19 protein-coding genes and 1 pseudogene are annotated in these 24,073 nt (G+C 69.9%); 9 read left to right on the forward strand and 11 right to left on the reverse strand.

Annotated features, from left to right (window positions below; all coding sequences use genetic code 11):
• Positions 1-15: 15 nt before the first annotated feature.
• The 3 genes from C5C17_RS09155 (at position 16) to C5C17_RS09165 (ending at position 3,161) form a co-directional block, all read left to right on the forward strand.
• Entirely contained in the window at positions 16-543 is a 528-nt protein-coding gene (locus C5C17_RS09155; RefSeq protein WP_104253083.1) for a hypothetical protein, read from the forward strand.
• Positions 544-545: 2 nt separating this feature from the next.
• On the forward strand, positions 546-896 hold the full coding sequence (locus C5C17_RS18595) for a hypothetical protein (RefSeq protein WP_181028534.1): 351 nt from the start codon (positions 546-548) through the stop codon (positions 894-896).
• Positions 897-1,070: 174 nt separating this feature from the next.
• A complete protein-coding gene (locus C5C17_RS09165) occupies positions 1,071-3,161 on the forward strand; it encodes a M3 family metallopeptidase (RefSeq protein ID WP_104253084.1) in 2,091 nt (696 codons plus the stop codon).
• Positions 3,162-3,194: 33 nt separating this feature from the next.
• Here the strand turns inward: C5C17_RS09165 and C5C17_RS09170 are convergent, their stop codons facing one another.
• A complete protein-coding gene (locus C5C17_RS09170; protein WP_104253085.1) occupies positions 3,195-3,890 on the reverse strand; it encodes a class I SAM-dependent methyltransferase in 696 nt (231 codons plus the stop codon).
• 80 nt (positions 3,891-3,970) lie between these two features.
• On the opposite strand from C5C17_RS09170, the gene C5C17_RS09175 reads away from it, so the two are divergent.
• Both C5C17_RS09175 and C5C17_RS09180 read left to right on the forward strand, forming a co-directional pair.
• Entirely contained in the window at positions 3,971-4,378 is a 408-nt protein-coding gene (locus C5C17_RS09175; protein WP_146079118.1) for a hypothetical protein, read from the forward strand.
• Complete coding sequence (locus C5C17_RS09180; protein WP_146079119.1) at positions 4,375-4,806, forward strand: hypothetical protein; 432 nt, start codon at positions 4,375-4,377, stop codon at positions 4,804-4,806. The genes C5C17_RS09175 and C5C17_RS09180 overlap by 4 nt, the downstream gene beginning before the upstream one ends.
• Positions 4,807-4,808: 2 nt before the next feature.
• Here C5C17_RS09180 and C5C17_RS18920 read toward each other — a convergent pair.
• Positions 4,809-5,224, reverse strand: a pseudogene (locus tag C5C17_RS18920) (VOC family protein).
• Positions 5,225-5,740, reverse strand: a complete 516-nt coding sequence (locus C5C17_RS09190) for a hypothetical protein (RefSeq protein ID WP_104253088.1) — start codon at positions 5,738-5,740, stop codon at positions 5,225-5,227.
• A 106-nt stretch (positions 5,741-5,846) separates the two neighbouring features.
• Between C5C17_RS09190 and C5C17_RS19080 the strand changes: the two genes are divergently transcribed.
• Complete coding sequence (locus C5C17_RS19080) at positions 5,847-6,158, forward strand: hypothetical protein (protein ID WP_146079121.1); 312 nt, start codon at positions 5,847-5,849, stop codon at positions 6,156-6,158.
• Between the two features lie 115 nt (positions 6,159-6,273).
• Positions 6,274-6,921: a heme oxygenase (biliverdin-producing) gene (locus C5C17_RS09200; protein ID WP_104253090.1), complete on the forward strand. Its 648-nt coding sequence runs from the start codon at positions 6,274-6,276 to the stop codon at positions 6,919-6,921.
• Positions 6,922-7,241: 320 nt separating this feature from the next.
• On the opposite strand, the gene C5C17_RS09205 is transcribed toward C5C17_RS09200, so the two are convergent.
• The 7 genes from C5C17_RS09205 to C5C17_RS09235 form a co-directional block, all read right to left on the reverse strand.
• Positions 7,242-9,998: a fibronectin type III domain-containing protein gene (locus C5C17_RS09205; protein WP_104253091.1), complete on the reverse strand. Its 2,757-nt coding sequence runs from the start codon at positions 9,996-9,998 to the stop codon at positions 7,242-7,244.
• Entirely contained in the window at positions 9,995-11,227 is a 1,233-nt protein-coding gene (locus C5C17_RS09210; protein ID WP_104253092.1) for a hypothetical protein, read from the reverse strand. The genes C5C17_RS09205 and C5C17_RS09210 overlap by 4 nt, the downstream gene beginning before the upstream one ends.
• The gene (locus C5C17_RS09215) at positions 11,224-12,093 is read right to left on the reverse strand and encodes a heme ABC transporter ATP-binding protein (protein ID WP_104253219.1); all 870 of its coding nucleotides are present in this window, start codon (positions 12,091-12,093) and stop codon (positions 11,224-11,226) included. The genes C5C17_RS09210 and C5C17_RS09215 overlap by 4 nt, the downstream gene beginning before the upstream one ends.
• Positions 12,090-13,280, reverse strand: coding sequence for an iron ABC transporter permease (locus C5C17_RS09220; protein WP_104253093.1), 1,191 nt, complete (start codon positions 13,278-13,280; stop codon positions 12,090-12,092). The genes C5C17_RS09215 and C5C17_RS09220 overlap by 4 nt, the downstream gene beginning before the upstream one ends.
• Positions 13,277-14,533, reverse strand: coding sequence for a hemin ABC transporter substrate-binding protein (locus C5C17_RS09225; protein ID WP_104253094.1), 1,257 nt, complete (start codon positions 14,531-14,533; stop codon positions 13,277-13,279). The genes C5C17_RS09220 and C5C17_RS09225 overlap by 4 nt, the downstream gene beginning before the upstream one ends.
• Before the next feature lie 57 nt (positions 14,534-14,590).
• Positions 14,591-16,027, reverse strand: a complete 1,437-nt coding sequence (locus C5C17_RS09230) for a WxL protein peptidoglycan domain-containing protein (RefSeq protein WP_104253095.1) — start codon at positions 16,025-16,027, stop codon at positions 14,591-14,593.
• Between the two features lie 111 nt (positions 16,028-16,138).
• Complete coding sequence (locus tag C5C17_RS09235) at positions 16,139-17,533, reverse strand: HtaA domain-containing protein (protein ID WP_104253096.1); 1,395 nt, start codon at positions 17,531-17,533, stop codon at positions 16,139-16,141.
• A gap of 241 nt (positions 17,534-17,774) precedes the next feature.
• Here C5C17_RS09235 and C5C17_RS09240 point away from each other — a divergent pair, with 241 nt between their 5' ends.
• Both C5C17_RS09240 and C5C17_RS09245 read left to right on the forward strand, forming a co-directional pair.
• Positions 17,775-21,713, forward strand: a complete 3,939-nt coding sequence (locus tag C5C17_RS09240) for a Pls/PosA family non-ribosomal peptide synthetase (protein ID WP_104253097.1) — start codon at positions 17,775-17,777, stop codon at positions 21,711-21,713.
• The gene (locus tag C5C17_RS09245) at positions 21,710-23,068 is read left to right on the forward strand and encodes a M1 family metallopeptidase (RefSeq protein ID WP_104253098.1); all 1,359 of its coding nucleotides are present in this window, start codon (positions 21,710-21,712) and stop codon (positions 23,066-23,068) included. The genes C5C17_RS09240 and C5C17_RS09245 overlap by 4 nt, the downstream gene beginning before the upstream one ends.
• Here the strand turns inward: C5C17_RS09245 and C5C17_RS09250 are convergent.
• Positions 23,037-24,014, reverse strand: a complete 978-nt coding sequence (locus C5C17_RS09250) for a 4'-phosphopantetheinyl transferase superfamily protein (protein ID WP_146079122.1) — start codon at positions 24,012-24,014, stop codon at positions 23,037-23,039. The genes C5C17_RS09245 and C5C17_RS09250 overlap by 32 nt on opposite strands.
• Between the last annotated feature and the right edge of the window lie 59 nt (positions 24,015-24,073).

Genomic DNA, 24,073 nt, shown 5'->3' on the forward strand with positions numbered 1-24,073 from the left:
GGAGTCAGGGCCGGCATGACAGTTCCTGAGAACGCCAAGCCCCGCAAGCGCACGCGGGACCGTGCCGCGGCGCGCCCCAGCATCGAGGTGCGGGCCATGGGCCCAACCGATTACTTCGTCTGGCAGCCGCTGTTCGCACAGCACGTCGATGCGCTCGGTGAGAGCTCGAACGACGGCCGTGCGCTCGGCGTCTGGCGTCACGTCGCGAGCAAGACCGGGAATCTCGAGGGCATGATCGCGTTCGTCGAGGGCGAGCCGCGCGGGTACGTGCTGTTCCGCGAACGGCTCGACATCCGCGGCGCGCGCACGGTGCTGAACATCGAGGCTAAGTACTCGGGTGCCGACTCGAACCGCGGCGCCGTCAACGAGGAGCTGCTCGGTGCCGTGTTTGCGGCGGCCGCGAAGCGTGGCTTCGATGCGATCTCGTGGCTCGTCGATGCCGAAGACGAGGTGGGTCTACAGCAGTCGGCCCGCATGGGCAGCCGCAGCGACGAGGTCCGCTTCGAGATCTCCGTCGAGTCGCGTCAGCAGAACGAGGGCTAGACGTGCTGATCGGTGAGCGGTGGCGGGCGGGCTCCGCCCCGCCGCGCTCGCTGGAGAAGTACCCGGAGTTCCTGGAGGTGTGCTCCGCCGAGGAGCATGTTCTCTCTTCGACGGTCGACGACGTCTCGAAGCTGTGGTGGACGCTCACCTGGCTCGAGGGGCGGCCTGTCGCAGAGCTCGAGCGGGGGCCGCGGGTCGCCCTCCGCGGCGACGGCTCCGTTCACGTGAGCGGTGCCGAGGAGCCGGTCGGCGCTGGCGTGGGCATCGCCGATGGTGACTCGCACGAACACGACGTCTTCGACGAAGACGAGGATGACGACGATCTCTTCCCGGAGCCGGCGCCCCGCGCCTAGCGGCTTCCGCTCTGGCCCCGGTGTCGAGGGCGGACTTATGGTCGTCAAGATCGCCGGAGAACGACCACGATCCAGCCCTGGGTGAGCGCACGTGCGCGGCGCGGTTTCCTCACGCGGCTTCCGCTGACAGCGGATGCGCGTGCCGCGTCGGTGGTCGCGCCTAGGGTTGGAAGCATGACCCAGACCGTGCAGCTCGACGCCGAGAACCCGTTCGCCACTCCCAGCGCGCTTCCCTTCCAGTTGCCGCCGTTCGGAGACGTACGCGAGGAGCACTTCCTGCCAGCGTTCGAGGCTGGCATGGCGGAGCAGCTCGCGGAGGTCCAGGCGATCACGGCGAACACCGAGGCGCCGACCTTCGCGAACACGGTCGAAGCGCTCGAGCGCTCCGGCCAACTGCTAGAGCGCACCGCCGCCGTCTTCTTCACGCTGAGCTCTGGCGACGCGACCCCCGGCATCGACGCGATCGAGGCGGAGATCGGGCCGCGCCTGACGGCGCATGAAGACTCGATCACGCTCAACCGCGCGCTGTTCGCGCGCATCCAGTCGGTGTTCGACGCCCGCGAGGAAGCCGAGCTCACCGAAGAGCAGCGTTTCCTCGTCGAGAAACTGCACCGCAACGCGAGTCTCGCGGGTGCCGGCCTCCAGGACGCGTCGTCGGCTCGCCTGCGTGAGCTCAACGGTCGCCTGGCGGAGCTCGAGGTGCAGTTCGACCAGAAGCTGCAGGCCGACAGCAATGCGCTGGCCCTGGTCGTCGACTCGGCCGAAGAGCTCGCGGGTCTCGACGAGAGCGCCATCTCGGCGGCATCCGCCGCGGCCGAGGCCCGCGGACTATCCGGCAAGTACCTCATCTCGCTCGTGCTCTTCACTGGCCACCCGCTGCTCTCGACGCTCACGAACCGCGAGACCCGTCGCAAGCTCTTCGAGGCCTCGTCTGCTCGTGGCAGCCGCGGCGGCGACTACGACACCCGGGCGACGGCGCTCGAGATGGTGCGCGTGCGCGCCGAACGAGCCCGACTCCTCGGCTTCGAGAACCATGCTGAGGCCGCGGCCGCGAAGTCGACCGCGGGCAGCGCATCCGCGATTCGCGCGCGCCTCGAACAGCTCTCCACTCCGGCCGCCGCGAACGCGCGCAGCGAGCAGGAGGTGCTCCAGGCCACGATCGACGCCGAGCAGGCCGCGATCGGCGAGCCGAGCTTCGCGCTCGAACCGTGGGACTGGGCATTCTACACCGAGAAGGTGCGCGCCCGCGACTACGCGGTCGACACCTCGCAGATGCGGCCGTTCTTCGAGGCCAATGCTGTGCTCGAGAACGGCGTCTTCTTCGCCGCCAACCAGCTGTTCGGCGTCACCTTCACCCATCGGCCCGAGCTGCGAGGTCACCATGCCGACGCCGTGGTGTACGAGGTGAGCAACGAGGACGGCACCGAGGTCGGGCTGTTCTCGCTCGACCTGTACACGCGCGACTCCAAGCGCGGCGGCGCGTGGATGAACTCGGTGATCCAGCAGAACCGCCTGCTCGGCGAGCCGACGGTTGTGCTCAACACGCTCAACGTGCCGAAGCCCGCCGAGGGTTCACCGACGCTGCTCACGTTCGACGAGGTCGAGACGCTGTTCCACGAGTTCGGGCACGCGCTGCACGGCCTGTTCGCACTGGTCGACTACCCGAGCCTCGGCGGCACGAACGTGCCCCGCGACTTCGTGGAGTACCCCAGCCAGGTCAACGAGATGTGGATGCTGTGGCCGCAGGTGCTGCGTACCTACGCGAAGCACCACGAGACTGGTGAGCCGCTGTCGGAGGAGCTCGTCGAGCGTCTGCTCGATTCGGCGTCGTTCAACGAGGGCTTCGGCACGAGCGAGTACCTGGCGGCGGCGGTCATCGACCTCGAGTGGCACTCGCTGTCGCCGGAAGGGGCCGCCGAGATCACCGATGTCGAAGCCTTCGAGCAGCAGGTGCTTCAGCGGTACGGCCTCGACCTACCCGCAGTGCCGCCGCGCTACACGCTCCCCTACTTCCAGCACATCTTCGCGGGCGGCTACAGCGCCGGCTACTACGGCTACATCTGGAGCGAGGTGCTCGACGCGGCGACGGTCGACTGGTTCGCGGAGCAGGCGGAGCTCGACGGCGGGTTGCGCGCCGCTGGCGAGAAGTTCCGCCGGAACATCCTCGAGCCCGGCGGCTCCCGGGATGCGATGTCACTCGTCGTCGACCTCCTGGGCGGTCCGGCCCCCATCGAGCCGCTGCTGAAGCGGCGCGGACTGCAGTAGGGCGACCGCGCGGGGCTCGGCTGAGCTGAGCCCTTACCGCTCCAAGGCGAAGAAGATGAAGCTCAGGAACGCTGTCCGGTCAACAAGATGCGGCGGGATGAGGTCCGCTGGCGTGTCCGCAGCGAACGGCGGCTCGGCGACCGTTGCAACCCTGAAGCCCGCCTCGGCAAAGGCATCGGTCATCGCGTGGAGGGGACGGTGCCAGTACGTGAGCTCGACCTCGGTGCCGTTGAAGTTCGAGGTCGACGTCCACGCTTCGGTGGCGAAGTAGTCCCGCTCCGGAAACATCAGGCGGTACACGAACGGATGATGCACGGAGATGGTCAGCCGACCACCGGGCTTCAGCACTCGGTGAAGCTCGGTCAGAGCCGGACCCCAGTCTTCGAGGTAGTGGAGTACAAGCGACGCGGCGACGAGGTCGAAGCGTTCGTTCGGGTACGGAAGCGGTCTCCCAAGATCACTCACCTGGAGGTCGACGGCGTCGCCGAGCCGCCGCCGAGCGATCGCGATCATCTCCGAGCTCGAGTCGAAGCCCGCGACGGTTGCACCACGGGCCGCCAGTTCGGCCGCAAGCGGGCCGGCGCCGCATCCGGCATCGAGCACGTGCGCACCGCGTACGTCGCTGAGGAGTTTGAGCATCGCCGGCCGCTCGTAGTGGTTGTTCACGAGGTTGCGCTCGCTGTCAGTCGCATAGTCAGAGGCGAACGCGTCGTAGTGGCCGGGTTCCATGTGTCCCATCCTGCACGAGCACGGGGTGCGAGCCCCCGTCTCGCCGACGGGGATCTCCAGGCTGCACCTATGCTCGTGCCATGTCAGTGGTCAACGAGGAATTACCGCGAGCGGGCGTGAGTGCGCAGGCGGCAAGCGGTGAGGGCAAGGTCGGCCTGCTCGCGGTTCTGGGAGTGTTCTTTCTCGGGTTCCTCGCGCTCGGTCTCGGCCTCGGGATCGACGAGATGCTGAGGTACGGGTCCGGCATGGAGGCCGATAGTGATCCGCATTCGACCACCGCCCTGCACTACGGCGAAGCGAAGTCAGTCGCTGACCTCACGATCCTCGCCCTCGGTACCACCTGGCTCGCGTACATCGGAACCGCCGTCAGCGTCGCCAGCAGCGACCCGCGTCCGTTCGGCCGCACGTTCGGGATGCTCTTCCTCCTCTCCGTGGTCGCCATCGCCGTTCCGGTCGTCTGGCCCTTCCTCGAGCATTCGTGGCGATGAGCTCTCTTGCATCCGCCCAGCAACGGGCCACCTCCGGCCCACCTCGCGGCACAGTCTGGCGCCCCGTCCTCGGCTGGAGCATCGCAACGGGAATAGCCTTCGTCACGGCGGCCGTGACGCTCGTGATCGGTGTCCTCCTCGGGCTGAGCGTCGGCGAGATGCTCTACTACGGCTACGCCAACTCGAGCGACACCTGGACCGTCCCCAAGGGGCACTACGAGGAGGCCGTCACCACGACCGGCATCGCGGCCGTCGCGCACTTCCTGGTCTGGATCGTGAGCCTTGCTACAGCGGCCATCACAGCGGCCTGCACACATAGGTCCGTGTGGTGGTCGCTCGCCATCATCACGGTCATCGTCGGGCTCGAGATCGGCGCCATCATCGTCATCCAACACGCCAGGTTCGAAGCCGGCGCATACATGGGCTGACCCTACCTCGGAGCGCGGGCGACGCCTTCGTTGGCAACCACCTCGACCTTGAATCCCGACGAGTTCTCCAGCCAGCCAGCGTAGTGATCCTCACCACCAGCGTGCGGGTAGCGCGCTCCGCGTAGAGCGGCAGCCACCCATTCTCTCCAGCGCTCTCTACCAAGGCGTCGACGGCCGAAGGAGAACCACCCCGAAACGCGAGGTGATTCACCCCTGGCCGGCGTCGGTCGTGCGGCGCGTCTCTCATGTTCGGTGAAGTCGTGAGCGTCAGATAAGCGGACCCAGCGCTCCACGACTGGCCGCCCGGCCATTCCTCGGTCAGCATCCACCCGACCTGGGAAAGCAGCCAACTCCACTCGGCGCGCACCGCATCCAGGTCGGCGACCCACACCTCGACGTGGTGAAACCCCGGGACCATCTAGATCCGTGCCGCCGCTTCGAGGTCGACGACGCGCATGACCTCGCGCTTGGGTGAGAGCTGGACCAGCTTGATCGCGGCACGGAACGCGTCACTGTTCCGCTCACGGGCGACCTGGATGCGCCTCCGAAAGGTACCCAGCTGAACGTCGAGCTTCTCCGCGGCCTCGGCAACCGAGATGCCAGGCAGGTCATCGCGCGGCGTCGCACCGATGGCCTCCGAAGCCACCCGGTTGCGCTGCGCGGCTCGATCCCTCGACTGCTGCGCACGGGCCTCGCGTTCCTCGGGCGTGCCTCCGAACCGGGTGGTCGCGGTCGTTCCCGTGACCCCCAGCGCCGCACCGATCTGCGCCCAGGTCGAACCACCGGCGCGTGCCCGCTCGACTGCCTCCACGAGTCCAACCTCCTCCAGCCATCTTGCTGCGTCGCGCGTCGCCGTGACGCGCGCGAGCGCATCGCCGTCACCGGGGGCCAGCTCGTCGAGGGCAGCTTCAAGAGGTTCACGCATGGCGTCCATCTGACCGAGGGTACGTCGCTCCTCAGCGGCACGTCCGCAGACCCGCGAGGACCGCAGACGCGAAACTGTCCGGGCTTGTCGCACCGTGCCCGGTATCGTCGGCGGCATGCTCAGCGACGAGGACCAGGTGCCCGCAGAGTCGATCCCAGACTGGGAGTTCCGGTTCGGGTGCTGGTCCTCGCCCCCGTTCTCGGGAAAGAGCCTCACGCCGGCCGATTGGGGCTTGCACCTGGATGCGCAGCTTGCGGAGCTGCGCGCAGCAGGGAGCACGGTCGAGACGATCTTCCCCGGTGCGGAACTCGACCACCTCTTCGGCGCCAACGCCATGGACTCGCACGCTGCGACCGCAAGCAGCCCGCGAGGGGTTCGCACACATGGGCGACGCTTCGCCACCGAACACGGCCGGTTCTGGATGTAACGAAGGAGTGAACTCTGCACAATGGGGATTCCCAACGGAAGTAAGGGTCACCTAAGCTGGACTCATCCAGTCTTCGGTGTGCCCCCTCGCACCGATCCCGCCCGAAGGGATCCCCATGACCATCGTCACCGATACCGCGACGACCATCAGCGCCCGCCTCCGCGAGCGCACGTCGCAGGCCCACCAGAGCGCGGAACGTTCGCGCTTCCTCGAACGGCTCCTCGGCGGTGAGCTCGGCATCGACGCCTGGGCCGCGCTGCTGCAGCAGTACGGCTTCATGTACGCGGCGCTCGAGAGCGCAGCAGTCACGGTACGAGAGCACGGCCAGCTCGGCGCGATCCCCGCGGTCGAGCTCGATCGTGCGTCGTCGATCGCGGCGGACCTCGCGGCGCTCGCACCCCGCCTCACGCAACCGCTCCCCGGCGAGCTGCCTGCGACGCGCGAGTACGCGGACCGCATCACCGCATCCGCCGCCGACCCGGCCCGGTACCTCGCGCACCACTACACGCGCTACCTCGGCGACCTCTCGGGCGGCCAGGCCATGCGCGTGATGCTCGACCGCACGTACACGCTCCCCGCGGAAGAGGCGACGTTCTTCGACTTCACCGAGATCCCAGCGATCGTGCCGTTCAAGCGGGCGTACCGCACCCAGCTCGACGAGCTCGCCTTCGACGAGGACGCCATCGCGCGTCTCCTCGACGAGGCGAACGCGAGCTTCACCTGCAACGAGCGCATCTTCGAAGAGCTCGACGCGCGCTACTAGGAACAACCGCACACCGCGCGACTCGAACGGCCCGTATCCACTCGGATGCGGGCCGTTCGCCTCGCCGCGAGTCACCGCGAGGTGCTCGTTTCGCCGCGAGTCACCGCGAAGTTGTGGAAAAGAGCTGCTGCGCCGCACGACGACAGCACTTCGCCACAACCCTGCGCCCAACCGCGCCTCGGCCGCACGCCGGCAGACGCGCGGCTCGCGGCGCCAACCCCCGCGCGCGTCACAGAGAGTTGTGGCGCAGTGCGGTTCGATCGCCCGGCAGCAGCATCTCGCCACAACTCTGCGCCCGGGGGCAGCACCGCGCGTCGCGACTAGCCGAAGAGGTGCGGGTCGAGGCCGAGCCTCCGGCGCACGAGCAGGGAGATCGACCAGTTCAAGCCGGCAACCGCGAGCAGGCCCGCTCCTCCGCCGAGCACCATTGGCGCGCTGATCTCGCCGATCTGCAGCCCAGAGGCCTCGTTCGCGACGGCGACCGGTCCGGTCTCCGACGGCGTCGCTCGCCCGCTGCTCGTCGCTGCGCCGACCGCCGGGGCCGTCGTGGATGGCGCCGGCGCGGGTGCCACCGGGTTCGGGACACGCGTGCCGCCCGACGGATTGCTCTGCGTGAGCGTCGGCGCGGCAGGAGCGTTGTACGCGCCCGCCGTTGGCGTGTAGTCCCCTGCCAGGCTCACGGTGAGCGGGATCGTCGGCTTGTAGGCGTCCCGGGCGCCGTTCGACGTGAACCAGTACGAGAACTGCCCGGTCTCCTTCTGGAAGTCGACGAAGTCCGACGGGAACGACCCCCAGTAGCTCGAGTTCAGCGCGGTCTGGGGCGCCTGCCCGCTCGCCGTGCCGTCGTCGCCGCCGACCACTCCCTGCGACTGTCCGCTTCCGCTGTAGGACACGCCCAGGTAGTCGGGGGTCGTCGTGATGACGTCGGCGCTGGCATCGACTCCCGTGAGGTTCGCGAGCGTGATGGTGCGCTCGCTGAGCCGCACCCATTTGGACGCGTCGGTCATGGATGCGCCGTACCCGGAGGCCGTCGCGGTGATGGTGCCTCTGCCGTCCCCGCCCACCTTGAGGATCGGGTCGGTCGCGGTCCAGTAGGTGAGCCCTCCGTAGAAGGCGACCGTGAAGCTGCCGCGCCACTGCACGGTGAGCTCCGAACCGGAGCGCGTCGCCTCACCACCGGTGATGCGCACCTGCGACTCAGTATGGGAGCCGAGGCGGCTCGTCGAGACGTTGGCGCCCGTGCGGTCGACGCACTTGGTGCCCCAGCTCGCCTGCTGGAAGTCGCTGCCGTTGGGCTTGATGATCGTGACGTTGCCGTCGGCAGAACGATATTCGTCGGCGTTCCAGACCCGTGACGAGCCGGTGTCCCCCGTTTTGCCGGCCGCGAGGAAGTTGCATCCCCCGAAGAAGGCGCCGCTTGTCGCTTCCGTGTTCAGCCCCCAGTAGAAGGTTGCTCCTTCGGCGGATGCACCCCCGTCGGTGGGGGTCGTCGGCTCGGTGGTCGGGGGTGTCGTCGGCGCTGGCGGTTCGGGGTTCGGCGTCGTGGTCGGCGTCGGCGGGGTGCCGGTGCTGACCTGCTGCGTCGCTGGCGTGCCCGCCTGTGTTGCGAGGTGCGGGGTGACGGTGATGGCGTACTCGGTGCTGGCGGTGAGTCCGGACACGATGGTGGAGCCTTGACCCGTCGCATCCGCCGGAACCTGGAGGGCGGCACCGACGGCGATGCCGCCGTGCGTGAGCTGCACCTGGTAGCCGGTCGGCGGGCCGCCACCCGCGGCGGGCCACGTCAGGGTGGTCGTGAAGGAGCTGGCGTCGACGTCGCTGACCGCGATGCCGGGTGAGGCCGTCGGGCCGAGCGGTTCGACGATGGTGAGGCGAATGGCAGGGTCGGGTGAGAGCTCGATGGGTGTCTCGGCGGTGCCGTTGCGGACGGCGAGCGTGAACTCGTGCGCTCCTTCGGCGAGGCTGCTGACGTCCCAGGTGCCCACGCCAGCCCCAGCCGTGATCTGAGCGGGGGTGCCGCCCAGTTTCGCCAGCTCGCCACCATCGGCTGCCCGCAGCACGGGCTCCCCGGAGACGTCGACCCCGAGGTTGGCGAACCGCAGCTCGGCCCCCTCCGGGAAGTCTCGCGGCAACCGCTCGTAGACCGGGGTCGCGCTCGCGGACGTGTCGAAGCTCAGGGTGAGCGGCGCTGCGACCTTCTTCGGATCGGCAAGTCCACCGGAGGAGTACCAGTAGCTCGATTGGCCGGTCGCCTCGTGGAACGCTACGAAGTCCTGGGGCCACGAGCCCCAGTCGTCGCCTTCGCGAGTCTGCGGGGTGCCGACGTTCCCTGCATCCACGCCCCGGTAGTCGGGGGTGAGGGTCGCTCCGGATGCGGTGAGATCGGCCGGCGTCGCGTCGATCGTGGCGAGCGTGACAGTGCGCTCGGTCAGCGGCTGCCACGTCGAGGGGTCGTCCATGTCGGCGCCGAATCCGCCGGCAGTGCCTGTGAGCGTGCCCTTGCCGTTCTCGAGCTCGAGCGTGAGCTCGTCAACCGACCAGTACGTCATGCCGCCGTAGAAGACGACGGTGAACGCGCCATCCCACGAGATGCTGGCCGAGCCGGCCTCGAGGTCGACGGAGCCGGTGCCGTCTGCCAGGTTCACCTGGTTGGCGCTCGTCGACCCGACACCGGTCCCGACCTGGCTCCCGCCCGCGTCGAGGCACCTGGAATCCCACGTGGCGGGCACCTGGTTGCCGGCAGCGTCCGGCTTCGTGATGGAGACGTTGCCCTCGCTCGCCGAGTACAGGCTGTCGTCGGTCCAGACCGCCGACTTCCCGTTGTCACCGGATGCGCCGGCCGAGAGGAAGTTGCAGCCGCCGAAGTGGGCGCCCCCGCCGACCTCGTCGTTCAGCGCCCAGGACAGGTCGACGCCCGCGATCGGCGTCGACGCCGCCTCCGCCGGGTCTGCAGCCATGAGGCCGAAGCCTGCCAGCAGCCCGGTGATGCCGAGTCCGGCGAGGATGCGCGTGCCGATGCCCGGGGCTGGCAGGCGCCGTGACCGCGGGCGGCCCATCTCGTGCGATTCGAGGGTCACCGTGCGTCCTCCCGGCGACCGGTCGCGCTCGAGAGGATGAGCGTCGGCGCGTCTCGGCCACCCGGTGCCGATTCCGCTGCTGCGTCCCCGAGTGGGCTCGGGTGGCGGGGGGTCGGAGCATCCATGGCGAAGAAGTCGACGAGCTTGTCGTTCTCGAGCGGCGCGGGAGACGCGGGGAGGTTCGCGAGGCCCTGCTGCGCGGCAGCCGCGCCGAGCCTGCGCCGGGCACGAGCTTCGCGTTGCTCCTGTGCGAGTCGCACCGTCGCCGTCTTCCTGCGCTGCTTCTCGCGCTCCTGCAGCGCTTTGCGTTCGCGTTGCCCGCGCACCTTCTCGAGGGCCGCCGGGTTGACGCCGAGCAGCAGGCTCTTCGCTGCGAGGTAGGCGCCGATGCCGACGGCGAGGCCGACGACGGTGAGTCCGACGAGCAGCAGGACCGGCGCGAGCACGACAAGCCAGGCGAGTGCGTCGCTGACCGAGCCGAGGCCCTGCGAAGACGCCGTGCTCTGCGTGACCGCGCCGACGGGGGCGGACGTGGCGACGGGCGCCGCGTCAGCGGGAGGCGCTTGTTCGACGGGTGCTGCAGGGGCCGCAGCCTCGGACTGCTGGGTGGTCGCCTGAGACTGAGGCGCCGCGGCCGCCGCCCCTCCAGTGAAGGTGAGCGGCGTGAACGATTCGTTGTTCGTGTTCTTCACACCGTGCGCGCCGATGGTGATGATGCCGCACTGCACGGCGTTGCAATCGACGGAGGTCGCGTTCTGGTCGCGATCGTAGGTCTGGAACACGGCGCCAGGGATGCGCAGCGTGCCCGACCAGGTGCCGTCGGCCGCGACCTCACCGCCGTTCGCGGCGTAGGAGGTGGATCCGCCGGGGAAGGCCGCGAACAGCTGATAGCCGACGGGGTTCGTCTCGTCGTCGTACACGTAGCGGTAGTCCTCCCCCGTCACGCCTCCCGCACTTGGCTTCCACGAGCCGCCGCTCGGGTCGTCGACCCAGCCGAAGAGCACGTAGATGCCCCCGAATCCGCCCTGCACCGACTGGAATCCGGAGCCGGACACCTGGATCTCGCTCTGGCCGTCCGCCGTGGGCTGTCCGGAGATGGTCACCTGGCCGGCCGCGTGCGCGGGCGCAGCGGAGAGGCCCACCGCGGTGACGCCGAGGGCGAGCCCGAGCGCCGTCAGGATGGCGGCGACCCAGCGAGCTGCGGTGAGCGGAGGCGTGGTGGCGGTCATGCGTGGTGCCCTTCTTCGGCGGGGGTCGAGGAACCGGTGGATGCGCGTTTGGGCACGACGATCGGTGCCCCGGTGAAGGGGTCCGCGAGGATGTGCACTGGATGCTCGTAGACCTGCGAGATGCGCTCGGCCGTGAGCACCTCTGCTGGCGGCCCGTCGGCGACGATGCGGCCGCGGCTGAGGAGCGCGATGCGGTCGGCGTAGGCGGCCGCGAGGTCGAGGTTGTGCACGATGATGACGACCGCGCATCCGGTGCTCGCGTAGCTGCGCACGAGGTCGAGCACCATCTCCTGATGCTTGATGTCCATCGCCGCGGTCGGCTCGTCGAGCAGCATGACGGAGGCGGTCTGCGCGAGGACGCGGGCGAGGGCGGCCCTGGCCCGTTCGCCGCCGGAGAGTGACGGGTAGTGGCGGTCGGCGAAGCGGTCGATGTCCGTGCGTCGCATCGCGCCGGCCGTGATGAGGTCGTCGCGCTCGCGCTCGCTCACCTGCTGCCAGGGCGCGCGGCCCATGTCGACGACCTCCTCGACCGAGAACGGGAACGCGATGTCGACCTGCTGCAGGAGCACGGCTCGGCGCATCGCGAGCTCGGTGTTCGTCCAGGCGTAGCTCGGGAGGCCGTCGATCTCGACGGTGCCGCTGCGCGCGTCCACGTCGGCGGTGATGACGTTGATGAGCGTCGACTTGCCCGCGCCGTTGGGACCGACCAGGGCGAGCACCTCGCCGGCCCGGATGTCGAGGTCGAGGCCCTCGAGCACGGTGCGCTCGCCGAAGTCGACGCTCACGTCGCGCACGGACAGGACCACCTCGCCCGGGGTGGTCGCGCGCGGCTTGCGGATGGGGTTCCTGAGGATGGAGCCGATCATGACCACGCGCCGCCCTTCGCCCGGCTGCGCCGGATCAGGTAGAAGAAGAACGGCCCGCCGATGAGGGAGGTCAGCATGCCGATGGGCAGGTCGGCGTACTCGACGAGGGTGCGGGCGCCGAGGTCGGCGATCGTGAGCAGCAGGGCTCCGCCGAGCACCGAGCAGAGCAGGAGCGGGCGGTGCGTCGGGCCGATGATCATGCGGATGATGTGCGGCACGACGAGGCCGACGAACGCGATGATGCCGGCGAAGGCGACCGCCGCGGAGACGAGGAGGGCCACGTAGATCATGACGATCAGACGTACGCGCTCGACGTTCACGCCGACGTGGCGGGCCGCCTTCTCGCCGAGCGACAGCAGGTCGAGCTGCCTTCCGATCCCGATGGCGAGGATGCACCCCACGACGATGAGCGGGGCGACGAGCCAGACCTGCTCCCAGCGGGACCCGTTCATGCTGCCCATCTGCCAGAAGACGATCTGCTCGCGCGCCTGCGTCGGCGCACTGAAGGTGATGAAGGCGATGAGCGCACCGCAGACGGCGTTGACGGCGACGCCGGTCAGGATGAGCGTGATGACGTCGGTGCGCCGGCCGGAACGGGACAGCGAGTACACGACGAACGTCGTGATGAGGCCGGCGACGAACGCGAAGGTGGGCGTCGTGAACGGGCCGAGGAAGGTGAGGCTGAAGAGGATCGCGAAGCTCGCGCCGACGGCCGCGCCCGCGGAGACGCCGACGGAGCCGGGCTCGGCGAGCGGGTTGCCGAAGATGCCCTGCATGAGCGCGCCCGCGACCGCCAGCGCCACCCCGACGAGGACGGTGAGCACCAGACGCGGGAAGCGGACCTCCGCGAGCGCGGCCGCCCCGAACTCGTGGCTCGGGCCCGGCAGCCAGGTGATGCCGAGCTGGTTGAGCAGGAAGCCGAGCACCTCGAGGGGCGGGATGTAGAGCTGGCCGATCATCGCCGAGACGAGGCAGCCGGCGATGAGCAGGGTCGTGAGGACTGCCGCGAGCAGTGAGGCGCGCGCCTTCTTGGAGCGGGGTGGCGCATCCGTTGGCTGGGCGACCGGCTCGGGGCGGGCGCGCTCTTCGACACGGTCGACGAGGTTCCGACGTTTCGGCTGCCCCGTTTCTGGCTCCGGGGCGGCGCTCTGCGGTGCTGCCGTTGACACGTTCGCGTCTCTGCTCATGCGCCGCTCTCGTCTGTGCTGTCGGTTCTGTCGTCGGCGGGGCCCGTCTCGGGGGCGCGCTCCGGTGCGTAGGCGAGCTCTGGCGCGTAGATCGCGGTGCCGAGGGCCGCGAGCACCGACGCCGACCGGGGTCCGAAGCTCATGACCTCGTAGTCGCTCATGTCGACGATGCGCTTGTTCGCGCCGGCCGGGGTCTGCCCGATGCCGGGCAGCTGGACGGCCTCGTCGATGCCGCCCACCGAGGCGAGTCCCATCGTCATGACGATGATCACGTCGGGGGCGGCGCGGACAAGCGCTTCTGCGTTGGTGGGCGACATGCCCGCGAAGCCGACCTCGGTGGCGACGTCGCGAGCGCCGATGCTCTGGATGATCGAGTCGGCGCCTGACCCTGCGCCGAACCAGTAGTAGACGCTGCCGCGCAGGTACAGGAACACGACGCGAGGCTTCTTCTCCGGGTCGGTGGGGGCCATCGTGCCGAGCTGCTGGATGGTCGTGCCGATCTCGGCCTGTGTTCGCTGCGAGAGCTTCTCCCCCAGGGTGGGGACGCCGAGCGCATCCGCCACGAACTGGATCTGCGGGGACACGCCCTCGATGCCGTCCTCGTAGGCGATGGGCACCATGACCACCGGGATGCCGGACTGGCGCAGCTGCAGCTGCACGTCGTAGGGGCCGATCGAGGCATCGGTGACGACGACGGTCGGCGCGAGCTGGAGGATCGACTCCGCATTGAGCTCGTGCCCGTTCTGCGTCACGAGCGGCAGCTGCTCGTTGCCCGGCATGAGCTTCGTGATGTCAGTGGCGGTGTCGCGCCCGATGAGGTTGCAGCCGAAGCCGAGCCCGATGACGGCGGCCGCGAGCCCGCCGTTCTGGTTGATGGCGAGGATGCGCGTCGTGTCGGTCACGGTCGTCTCCGCGCCATCGGAGCTCGTGAGGGTGGCTGGCAGCTGCTGCACCGCGGTCGCCGCGTCGGTGATGGGGTTGATGGCCGCCGTCTGCGTGTACGCGGTTGTCGGCCCCGCGATGCTGCGCGGATCAGGGAGCTCAGCCGACGTGACCGACGGCAGAACCGGCACCACCGGGTCCATCTGCACGGGTTGCGAGACGCACTGCTCGTTGCCCGCGCCATTGGCCGTGCCGATGTTGTGGAACCCGTTGGCCCACAGCACCGACACGACCACCACCGCGAGCGCCGCCCAGCCGGCGCGACGGATCGTCGAGCGGCGGAAGCGGCGGAGCGTGCGTGGCAGGGGCATGGGTTCCTCGGTCGTGTCTGGTCGGGTCGGGGATGCGCGGCAGGTCGAGTGGTCTGGTCAGCCGGTGCGTCCCCGGCGACGAAGGAGCAGCACGGTGCCGCCGAGGAGCGCCAGCGCGCCGACGCCGAGCGCGAAGGCGAGCGGCTCGTTGCCGGTGGAGAGGAGGCCGGATCCGCCGCCGGAGTTCGCGGAACCGTTGCCCGCGTTGGAACCGCCGCCCGTTCCCGTGCTCGGTGCCGGGGCCGCGGTCTGCGGCGTGCCAGGGCCTGCCGTGGGAGTCGGCACCGCCGTCGGCGCTGGGATGGTCACCTCGACGACTCCGGATGGCGAGGTCGGAGCGGGCTCGGCGACCGCCGGCGTCGGGCCCGCGAGGCTGACGCCGAGCGCGAGGACGACGCCCGCGAGGAGTGCGAGCGCGGCACCTGCCGCACCGCCCACGCGCGGCGGCGTGAGGTTCTCGGCCCCGAGTCCTGCGTCGTCTCCGTAGCCCACCATCAGGAGGTCGAGGCGGCGGCGCCGCCAGACCCAGAAGATGACGGCCGCGACGGCGAGGAGCAGGACGACGAGAAGCACGACGAGCGACCAGGGCAGTGCGAAGGCCGACAGCTCGGCGGTGACGGCCACCGGCACGTCGGTGAACGCATCCATCGGCTGCAGGTAGAGCGTGAGCGTCCCACTGAGCGGGCCAACGGCCCCGGTGCTCAGTGCGCGCGTGACGGTGACCGATGATCCTGGCAGGAGTTCTGGCACGTCCGCACCGGTGAGCACAACCGGCGATGAGCCGCCGATGCCGCTGAGGCGCAGGTCCTCCATCGAGGCGAGCCGCACATTGCCGGTGTTCACGAGCTCGTAGCTGACGGTGGTGGTGCCTCCGCCGAAGGGGTTGAAGCCCGCCGCCGACCAGCCCGTGTCGAGGCTCCGAATCTCGGCGGTGGGCGCGAGCGCACCGCTGACCCGCATGTCGATGCGGAGTCCGAGTCGACGCTCGACCTTCACCTGGTCGTCCGAGTCGGCTGGGAGCAGCGACGCGACGATAGCCGCGGAGTGGTCACCGGGGGTCGCGTCGGCCGGCACGGTGAGCGTGAAGGGGACGTCAGCGCTCGCGCCCGGCTCGAGCGAGATCGAGCCGGCGCCCGGCGCGACCCAGAGTCCCGCATCCACCGAGGCTTCGCCGCTCTCGAGGATGTCCACCGCACCGGTCGCCGTCGTGAAGGCGTCCGCGGCGTAGATCGTCAGGGTCAGCGCACCCTGGCCGGTGTTGGTGACGCTGATCGAGTCGGTGATGACGTCGCCGGGATTGACCTCGTAGGAGAAGTTTGCGCGCCCCGATCCGCGATCACCGTCGACCGTGTCGATGCTCCACGCGGGCGGCTGCGTGGTGTCGGCGTGCGCCGCCGTCGGGGCGAGCGACGACAGCAGCGCCAGCAGCGAGGCCGCGACAACGACGGAGGCTGTCGCGCGGATGCGGAGACGGAGGCTGATGGGGAGAGCCATGTGGTCCCTAACGTGGGGCTCTCGCGGTGAGGCCGCGTGGGAGCGAGAGGTGGTGGGGGGCGAGGTGCGAGTGCGCGGAAGCCCCGTGGGCTCCCGCGCACTCCTCGGCGCCTAGGAGATCGCCGAGATGGTGAGGGTCGCGGAGTACGCGCCCTGCTTGGTGGTGGTGGGAACCGACAGGGTGAGGTCAGCACCCAGCGTTGCGCTTGCGGCAGCGTTCGACTGGGCGAGCTTCTGCGCCGAGCCGAGACCCGTCGCAGATGCGCCGGCGGTGACGTTGTCCGGGTTGCCCGTGAGGACCTTCGGCGACCAGCCGAGGGCCTCTGCTCCGAACGAGTCCGTGCCGTTGCTGAAGTCGGTGGACTGTCCGGAGACGGTCCAGCCGTACGCGGCCGTGCCGCCCGCGCGGGTGTCGGTCACGGCGACGTTGCTGATCGAGCCCGTGGCAACGAAGTTGTCACCCGTCTGCGCGGCGGTGCCGAGGTCGGCGCCGTTCGCGTCGGCCCACGCCCACGAGAACGACCCGGTCTCTGGGTCGACGGGCGGGACGATCTCCGCTTCAGGGATGACGACATCGACGTTGCCCTCTGGCGTGCCGGGAACCTCGACCTCGGGGAGCGTGTAGGCCACCGAGAAGGGCTTCGCCGTCTTGCGCGCGTCAGCCGCGCCGCCGGACGAGTACCAGTAGGAGGACTGGCCGGTCAGCTCGTTGTACTCGACGAACGACTGCGGGAACGAACCCCAGGTGGCTCCGGTACGCGACTGGGGCGTGCCGGTCGTGTCGACCTCGACGCCGGCGTAGTCGACGTCGACGACCGCACCGGTGGCCGTCAGGTCGACGCCGCTGAACGTCGCCAGGTCGATGGTGCGCGAGGGCAGCGGCTCCCAGATCGTGGCGTCATCCATCGACGCGCCGTAGCCGGAAGCGGTGCCGGTCAGTGTGCCCTCGCCGTTGACGACCTCGAGCTGGATGTCGGAGACGGACCAGTACGTCATGCCGCCGTAGAAGACGAACGTGAACGATCCGTCCCAGCCGATGGTGCCGGACTCCGTGTCCGGGTCGACCGTGCCCGTTCCGCCGGCGAAGTTGACCTGGTTCGCGGAGGACGTCCCGGCCGGAGCTGACACGTTTGCGCCTGCCGGGGTCTGGCATTTCGTGGCCCAGGTCGGCTGAGCCTGCTCGCCGGCCGCGTCGGGCTTCGTGACGGTGACGTTGCCGTCAGCGGTCTTGTAGAACCCTTCCGACTCCGCCCAGACGTGGGAGGAGCCGGCGTTGCCGACCTGACCCGCGACGAGGTAGTTGCAGCCACCGAAGTACGCACCTGCGCCGGACTCCGTGTTGACCTGCCATGAGAACGAGACGTTCTCGACGGTTGATTCGGCTGCCGAGGCCGGTGTCGCGCCGAGGCCGAGGCCCGCCGCGATGAGGCCGGCTGCGGCGAGTGTCGCTCCGCCGCGGGCCAGCACAGACGACCGAGGAGCCGTCCGATCTTGCACTGCTGTCATGAGTTCTCCTGAGTAGAAGCCACGGCTCCCCGACACGCGCGCAGATGCGCGGCGAGTGCCGTGTCCGAAAGCCTCACGGTGGGGACGCCACCCGGTGGAGCAGGTTAGGTGACGCTAAGTAAGGCAAGGGTTACCTTACGGGAGATTTTCAGGTTCGACAACGGCGCGGGCGGATCCGATGCGCGCGGCAGCCGCGATGCTCGGCAACCGCTGCGTTACCTTTCACCGGTAGCGTGGCTCCGTGCACTCCCCCCTGGACCGCTCCGCGGCCGCCCCCACGCCCCGCACCCTCATCGACGTGCTCTCGGCGACAGCGACCGCGCATCCAGACGCCATCGCGATCGATGACGGCGTCGCTCCCCTGAGCTACCTGGATCTGACGGCCTACGTCGCCCAGACGGCAAAGGTGCTGCAGGATGCGGGAGTCCGTCGCGGCGACAAGGTCGGCGTGCGACTCGTGTCCGGCACCCGTGAGCTGTACGTCGCGATCCTCTCCATCATCGCCGCCGGGGCCGCCTACGTGCCCGTCGACGTCGACGACCCGGACGAGCGCGCCTTGCTCGTCTTCGGGGAGGCCAAGGTGCGAGGCACCATCGAGGGCGACGGCGTGTTCGTGCTCGCGGCCGACGGCGAGCAGCCAGCAGGGGAACCGGTCGATCTCTTCGAGGCCGACGCCCCGCATCCCGAGAGCAGCAGCCTCGACGAGCTCGAGGGCCCGCATCTGGACGACGACACCTGGGTCATCTTCACCTCCGGTTCGACAGGGGTGCCGAAGGGCGTCGCCGTCTCCCACCGCTCCGCCGCCGCCTTCGTCGACGCCGAGGCGAAGCTGTTCCTGCAGGCCGAGCCCATCGGTCCAGGCGACCGCGTCCTCGCCGGACTGTCGGTTGCCTTCGACGCCTCCTGCGAAGAGATGTGGCTCGCCTGGCGCTACGGCGCGTGCCTCGTTCCGGCCCCCCGGTCGCTGGTTCGCTCCGGCGAAGACCTCGGGCCGTGGCTCCTGCGGCACCAGATCTCGGTCGTCTCGACCGTCCCGACACTGGCCGCGCTCTGGCCGAGCGAGACCATCGAGCAGGTCAGGCTCCTCATCTTCGGCGGCGAGGCCTGCCCGCTCGAGCTCACGCAGCGCCTCGTCGGCGACGGCCGCGAGGTCTGGAACACGTACGGCCCGACCGAGGCCACCGTCGTCGCCTGCGCCGCACTCCTCGACGGCACCGCCCCCATCCGCATCGGCCTCCCGCTCGACGGGTGGGAGCTCGCCGTCGTCGACGCCGAGGGCAAGCGCGTCGCAGAGGGCGAATCCGGCGAGCTCATCATCGGCGGCGTCGGCCTCGCACGGTACCTCGACCCGGCCAAGGACGCCGAGAAGTACGCGCCCATGGAGAGCCTCGGCTGGGAGCGCGCCTACCGCTCGGGCGACCTCGTCAAGTACGAAGCAGAGGGCCTCGTGTTCCTCGGGCGAGCGGACGACCAGGTCAAGATCGGCGGCCGTCGGATCGAGCTCGGCGAAGTCGAAGCGGCACTGCAAGCCGTCACCGGCGTCACCGGATCCGCCGTCGCGGTCCGCAAGACCTCGGCAGGTGCCTCCATCCTCGTCGGCTACATCGTGACGGGCCCCGACTACGAGCGGCAGCTCGCGCGCGCCGAACTCGGCGAGCAGCTGCCGAAGGCCCTCGTACCGCTGATCGCCGAGGTCGACTCCCTGCCGACCCGCACGTCCGGCAAGGTCGACAAGAACGCACTGCCCTGGCCGCTCCCCGGTGCAGACGAGGTCTCCGGCGACCTCGACGCCCACACCGCCTGGCTCGCCGAGCAGTGGCAGGCCGTGCTCGGACTGCCCGTCGGCAGCGAGGACGCCGACTTCTTCGACCTCGGCGGCGGCTCGCTCTCTGCCGCCCAGCTCGTGACGCGCGTGCGCGCCCGCGTCCCCGAGTTCACGGTCGCCGATGTCTACGACCACCCCCGCCTCGGGGCCATGACCGAGTCCATCCGCGAAGCGCTCGACGATGAGGACGAGCTGCCCACGACCTTCAGCACACCAGGGCCGACGCCGCTGTCGGCGCGCATCCTGCAGATCGTCGCAGGCCTCCCCCTGCACATCCTCGCCGGGGCCCGCTGGATCACCTACCTGCTCACCGCGAGCGCCCCGCTGCAGCTCCTGCCCGGGTTCGAGGTGCTGCCGGATGCGCCGCTCTGGCTCATCGTCGTCATGCTCGTGGTGTTCGTGACCCCGTTCGGGAAGATGGCGATCTCAGTTGCCGCCGCGCGCATCCTGCTGTTCCGCCTGAAGCCTGGCGACTACCGACGTGGCGGGGCGACCCACATGCGCCTCTGGCTCGCCGAGCAGGTCGCCACGCAGATCGACGCCGTCGGGCTCGCCGGTGCGCCCTGGGTCGTCTACTACGCGCGGGCACTCGGCGCGAAGGTCGGCAACAACGTCGACCTGCACTCGCTGCCGCCGGTCACGGGCATGCTGCAGCTGGGCGACGGCGCGGCCATCGAGCCGGAGGTCGACCTGACCGGCTACTGGATCGACGGCGAACTCGTGCGCATCGGCGGCATCCGCATCGGCGCCGGCGCGACGGTCGGCGCCCGAAGCACCCTCGCCCCCGGCACGAAGATCGGCCAGGGGGCCGAGGTCGCGCCCGGTTCCGCGGTCTTCGGCCGGGTGCGCTCAGGCAAGAGCTGGGCCGGATCCCCCGCCGTCCGGGTCGGCAAGGTGCGCGCGAACGACTGGCCCGCCGAACGCCCACCGCAGCCGTTCGGGTGGGCCTTCGTCTACGCCGTCGCGTCAGCGGCACTCGCGCTGCTGCCGCTGTTCTCCTTCGCGGTCGGCGGAGTCGTCGTCGCGGTCGGGATGCGCGGTGCAGCGTCACTGGGCGACGCCGCCCTCGCCGCGTTCGCGTGGCTCGCACCCGCAGTCATCGCTGCGGGGGTCACCTTCGCGGGACTGGTCGTGGCCTTCGTGCGCCTCCTCTCGATCGGCCTCACGCAGGGCACGCACCCCGTGCGCTCACGCGTCGCCTGGCAGGCCTGGTGCATCGAACGTCTCCTCGACGCCGCCCGCACCATGCTCTTCCCGTTCTACGCGAGCCTCTTCACGCCCGTCTGGCTGCGGATGCTCGGCGCCAAGGTCGGCCGCGACGTCGAAGCCTCGACCGTCCTGCTCCTCCCCTCGATGACGCAGATCGACGACGGCGCGTTCCTCGCCGACGACACCATGGTCGCCTCCTACGAACTGCACAACGGGTGGATGCGCATCGAACGGGCCCGCATCGGAGCGCGAGCCTTCCTCGGCAACTCCGGCATGGCAGCCGCGGGCCACTCGGTGCCCCGCGACGGGCTCGTCGCCGTGCTCTCCGCCGCACCAGCGAAGGCGAAGCCCGGCTCCTCCTGGCTCGGCTCCCCACCCGTCCGCCTCCGCCGCGTGACCGTCGACGGCGACGAGTCCCGCACCTACAACCCGCCCCGGGCGCTCCGCATCGCCCGCGCGCTCTGGGAGCTGTGCCGCATCGTCCCCGTCATCGTCACCTGCGGACTCGGCCTCGGCGTGCTCCTCGCCCTCGCCGCCATCGAGACCGCGGTCGGCGTCGCCTGGACCATCGTCCTGTCCGGCTTCGTCCTCCTCGCCGCGGCAGCAGCATCCGCCATCATCTCGACCCTCGCCAAGTGGCTCATCGTCGGACGCATCCGCGTCTCCGAGCAGCCCCTCTGGTCGAGCTTCGTGTGGCGCACCGAGGTCGCAGACACCTTCGTCGAGATGGTCGCAGCCCCCTGGTTCGCGCGCGGAGCCGCCGGAACGCCCGCGCTCGCGCTCTGGCTGCGCTCGCTGGGCGCGAAGATCGGCAAGGGCGTCTGGTGCGACTCCTACTGGCTCCCGGAGGCAGATCTGGTCACTCTCGGCGACGGAGCCACCGTCAACCGGGGATGCGTCGTCCAGACCCACCTGTTCCATGATCGAATAATGAGCATGGACACCGTCACCCTCGAAGCAGGCGCAACGCTCGGACCGCACAGCGTGATCCTGCCCGCCGCCACGATCGGCGCCCACGCCACCGTGGGACCAGCCTCCCTCGTCATGCGAGGCGAGTCGGTCCCCGTCGGCAGCCGCTGGAGCGGCAACCCCATCGGCCCCTGGCGCGCGCTCAAGCTCCGCGCCTACCAGTCGAAGGTGTCATGAACCGCGCCGCCGCGCTTGAGCCCCTGCCCGGCAACCCCTACACGCCGCAGAGCGGCGACGTGAGCATCCGCGTCGAGCACTACGACCTCGCCCTCAAGTACCGGATGCAGAACAACCGACTCTCCGGCACGGCGACGCTGAGCATCCGCGCCACCGTTCCGCTCACCGCGTTCTCCCTCGACCTCGTCGGCCTTCGCGTCAGCAAGATCGCCGCTCGCGGTGACAAGCAGGCGCGCTTCAAGCAGAGCGACCGCAAGCTGAAGGTCACGCTGACGAAGCCAGTCGAGGCCGGAGCCGCCATCACGCTCGAGGTCGTCTACGAGGGCGCCCCTCGACCCCGCCGCTCCCGCTGGGGAACCATCGGCTGGGAAGAGCTCGAGGACGGCATCATCGTCGCCTCGCAGCCCACCGGCGCCCCGACCTGGTTCCCCTGCAACGACCACCCCGCAGACAAGGCCAGCTACCGCATCCAGGTCTCCGTCGACAGCAACTACGACGTCGTCGCGACCGGATCACTGTGCTCGAGGCGCTCAGCCGGAGGCCTCACGACCTGGGTGTACGAGGAGGGCGCGCCCACCGCCAGCTACCTCGTCACCCTGCAGATCGGACGTTACCGGCGCGAAGACGTGCAGCTCGCGAGAGTCGACGGGCACCTGCACTACCCGACCGCCCTCGCCCGTCGCGTGGGAACCGACCTCGCCGACGTGTCTCGCATGATGGAGACCTTCGAGCTGACCTTCGGCCCGTACCCCTTCGACTCCTACGCCGTCATCGTCACGGCCGACGACCTCGAGATCCCCCTCGAAGCCCAGGGCATGGCGATCTTCGGCGCGAACCAGATCGACGGCGCCAGAGGCCAGGAGCGCCTCGTGGCCCACGAGCTCGCGCACCAGTGGTTCGGCAACAGCGTCGGAGTGGGCGGCTGGCAGCACATCTGGCTGAACGAGGGCTTCGCCTGCTACGCCGAGTGGATCTGGGCGGAGGCGAGCGGTGCCGAGAGCGCCGACCAGCTGGCCAGGCACTACTGGCGCTCGCTGTCCGCGCTGCCGCAGGACCTGCTGCTCGGTGACCCTGGTGCCGCCGACATGTTCGACGACCGCGTCTACAAGCGCGGCGCACTCACCCTCCACGCCCTGCGCCTGACCGTCGGCGACTCGGCGTTCTTCGAGATCCTCACGAGCTGGACCTCGGTGAAGCGCTTCTCCGTGGCCTCGACCGCGGAGTTCATCGAGCACACCGCGACAGTCGTGCCGGACGCCCCGCTCCAGGAGCTCTTCGACGCCTGGCTCTACCAGCTCGCCCTTCCCGAGCTGCCCTCGGCGGTCAGAGCGAAGGTGACCCGGCTTCTTCGCTGACGGGCACCCTCATGCGGCTTCCTTCCGGATCCGACCTCCTTGTGGCCACGGCCACGAGGAAGCGCTCCGCGACGGCGCGATGGATGCGGTAGCTCGCCTCCTCGCCAGCGACGCGAGCATGCTCGTCCCCATCGGCGCGCCCCTCGCCTGGCTCGAAGCGCACCAAGCTCGAATCGACTCGCAGCCCGCGGCCGTCCGCCTTGAGAACCGCCTCGACGGCGGTCCACCGCTCGAGGTCGAGGGCGGGGTCGACCGTATCCCCCCATGGCGCAGGCAGCGCTGCGTGTCGGTCGGGGTCTGCGTCTGGGCCTGCGCCTGCGCCTGAGATCGGGAGGGGTCCGGCGGGCCGCGCAGAGGCCGAGTCGTCGTCGATCCGCAGCTCCTCGACGTCGATCCCGAGGGCGCTGACGTCATCGACGCTCGCCAGCGCGACGAAGACCGTCATCCCCGCATAGGCGAGGCTGACGAGCACCGGCAGACCCGGCATGCTCGGCTTGCCGTGCGTCGTCGAGCCGCAGTTCGAGCAGACCACCTCGAGCTCCGCGACCGGCGCGAGCCCGCGTTCCCCGCCTTCGAGATGGGTTCCACGTTTCCGGATGGCGTGCAAGCCATCCGGAAGCGTGGAACCCATCTCGAGGTCTGTCGGGAGGAGGTCTGAGGAGAGGCGGTCTGAGGCTAGGCGGTCTGAGGGGAGGAGGTCTGAGGGGAGGAGGTCTGAGGGGAGGAGGTCAGCCGAGAGGCGCTCGAGGCCGAGCTGCACCAGCAAGCGACCAGTGAGGAACGCGTCCGCGCGGTCGTCCGCCCGCACCTCGGACATGGCGCGCAGCCGCTGACGATCGCCCTCCGACAGGACCTCGAGAGCCCGCAGGCGGTCTCGGCCGCCGAGCGCACGCGCGTCGGCGCTGACGATGAGCACGCTTCCGAGGAGCCGTTCTGTCACCTGCACGCGGCCTGCCTCGCGTCTTCGGAAGAGACTCGCTTCGCTGCCGCGGCAGGGCGAGTCGA

The organism is Pseudoclavibacter sp. RFBA6 (assembly GCF_002931575.1).
GTDB classification, from domain to species: domain Bacteria; phylum Actinomycetota; class Actinomycetes; order Actinomycetales; family Microbacteriaceae; genus Pseudoclavibacter; species Pseudoclavibacter terrae.

Excerpts from the sequence above, each read along its gene's own strand:
- C5C17_RS09215 (WP_104253219.1), bottom strand. The coding sequence starts at position 12,093 with ATGATCGGCTCCATCCTCAGGAACCCCATCCGCAAGCCGCGCGCGACC.
- C5C17_RS09180 (WP_146079119.1), top strand. The coding sequence starts at position 4,375 with ATGAGCTCTCTTGCATCCGCCCAGCAACGGGCCACCTCCGGCCCACCT.
- C5C17_RS09190 (WP_104253088.1), bottom strand. The coding sequence starts at position 5,740 with ATGGACGCCATGCGTGAACCTCTTGAAGCTGCCCTCGACGAGCTGGCC.
- C5C17_RS09170 (WP_104253085.1), bottom strand. The coding sequence starts at position 3,890 with ATGGAACCCGGCCACTACGACGCGTTCGCCTCTGACTATGCGACTGAC.
- C5C17_RS09230 (WP_104253095.1), bottom strand. The coding sequence starts at position 16,027 with ATGGCTCTCCCCATCAGCCTCCGTCTCCGCATCCGCGCGACAGCCTCC.
- C5C17_RS09175 (WP_146079118.1), top strand. The coding sequence starts at position 3,971 with ATGTCAGTGGTCAACGAGGAATTACCGCGAGCGGGCGTGAGTGCGCAG.
- C5C17_RS09165 (WP_104253084.1), top strand. The coding sequence starts at position 1,071 with ATGACCCAGACCGTGCAGCTCGACGCCGAGAACCCGTTCGCCACTCCC.
- C5C17_RS19080 (WP_146079121.1), top strand. The coding sequence starts at position 5,847 with ATGCTCAGCGACGAGGACCAGGTGCCCGCAGAGTCGATCCCAGACTGG.
- C5C17_RS09220 (WP_104253093.1), bottom strand. The coding sequence starts at position 13,280 with ATGAGCAGAGACGCGAACGTGTCAACGGCAGCACCGCAGAGCGCCGCC.
- C5C17_RS09155 (WP_104253083.1), top strand. The coding sequence starts at position 16 with ATGACAGTTCCTGAGAACGCCAAGCCCCGCAAGCGCACGCGGGACCGT.
- C5C17_RS09235 (WP_104253096.1), bottom strand. The coding sequence starts at position 17,533 with ATGACAGCAGTGCAAGATCGGACGGCTCCTCGGTCGTCTGTGCTGGCC.
- C5C17_RS09245 (WP_104253098.1), top strand. The coding sequence starts at position 21,710 with ATGAACCGCGCCGCCGCGCTTGAGCCCCTGCCCGGCAACCCCTACACG.
- C5C17_RS09225 (WP_104253094.1), bottom strand. The coding sequence starts at position 14,533 with ATGCCCCTGCCACGCACGCTCCGCCGCTTCCGCCGCTCGACGATCCGT.
- C5C17_RS09200 (WP_104253090.1), top strand. The coding sequence starts at position 6,274 with ATGACCATCGTCACCGATACCGCGACGACCATCAGCGCCCGCCTCCGC.
- C5C17_RS09210 (WP_104253092.1), bottom strand. The coding sequence starts at position 11,227 with ATGACCGCCACCACGCCTCCGCTCACCGCAGCTCGCTGGGTCGCCGCC.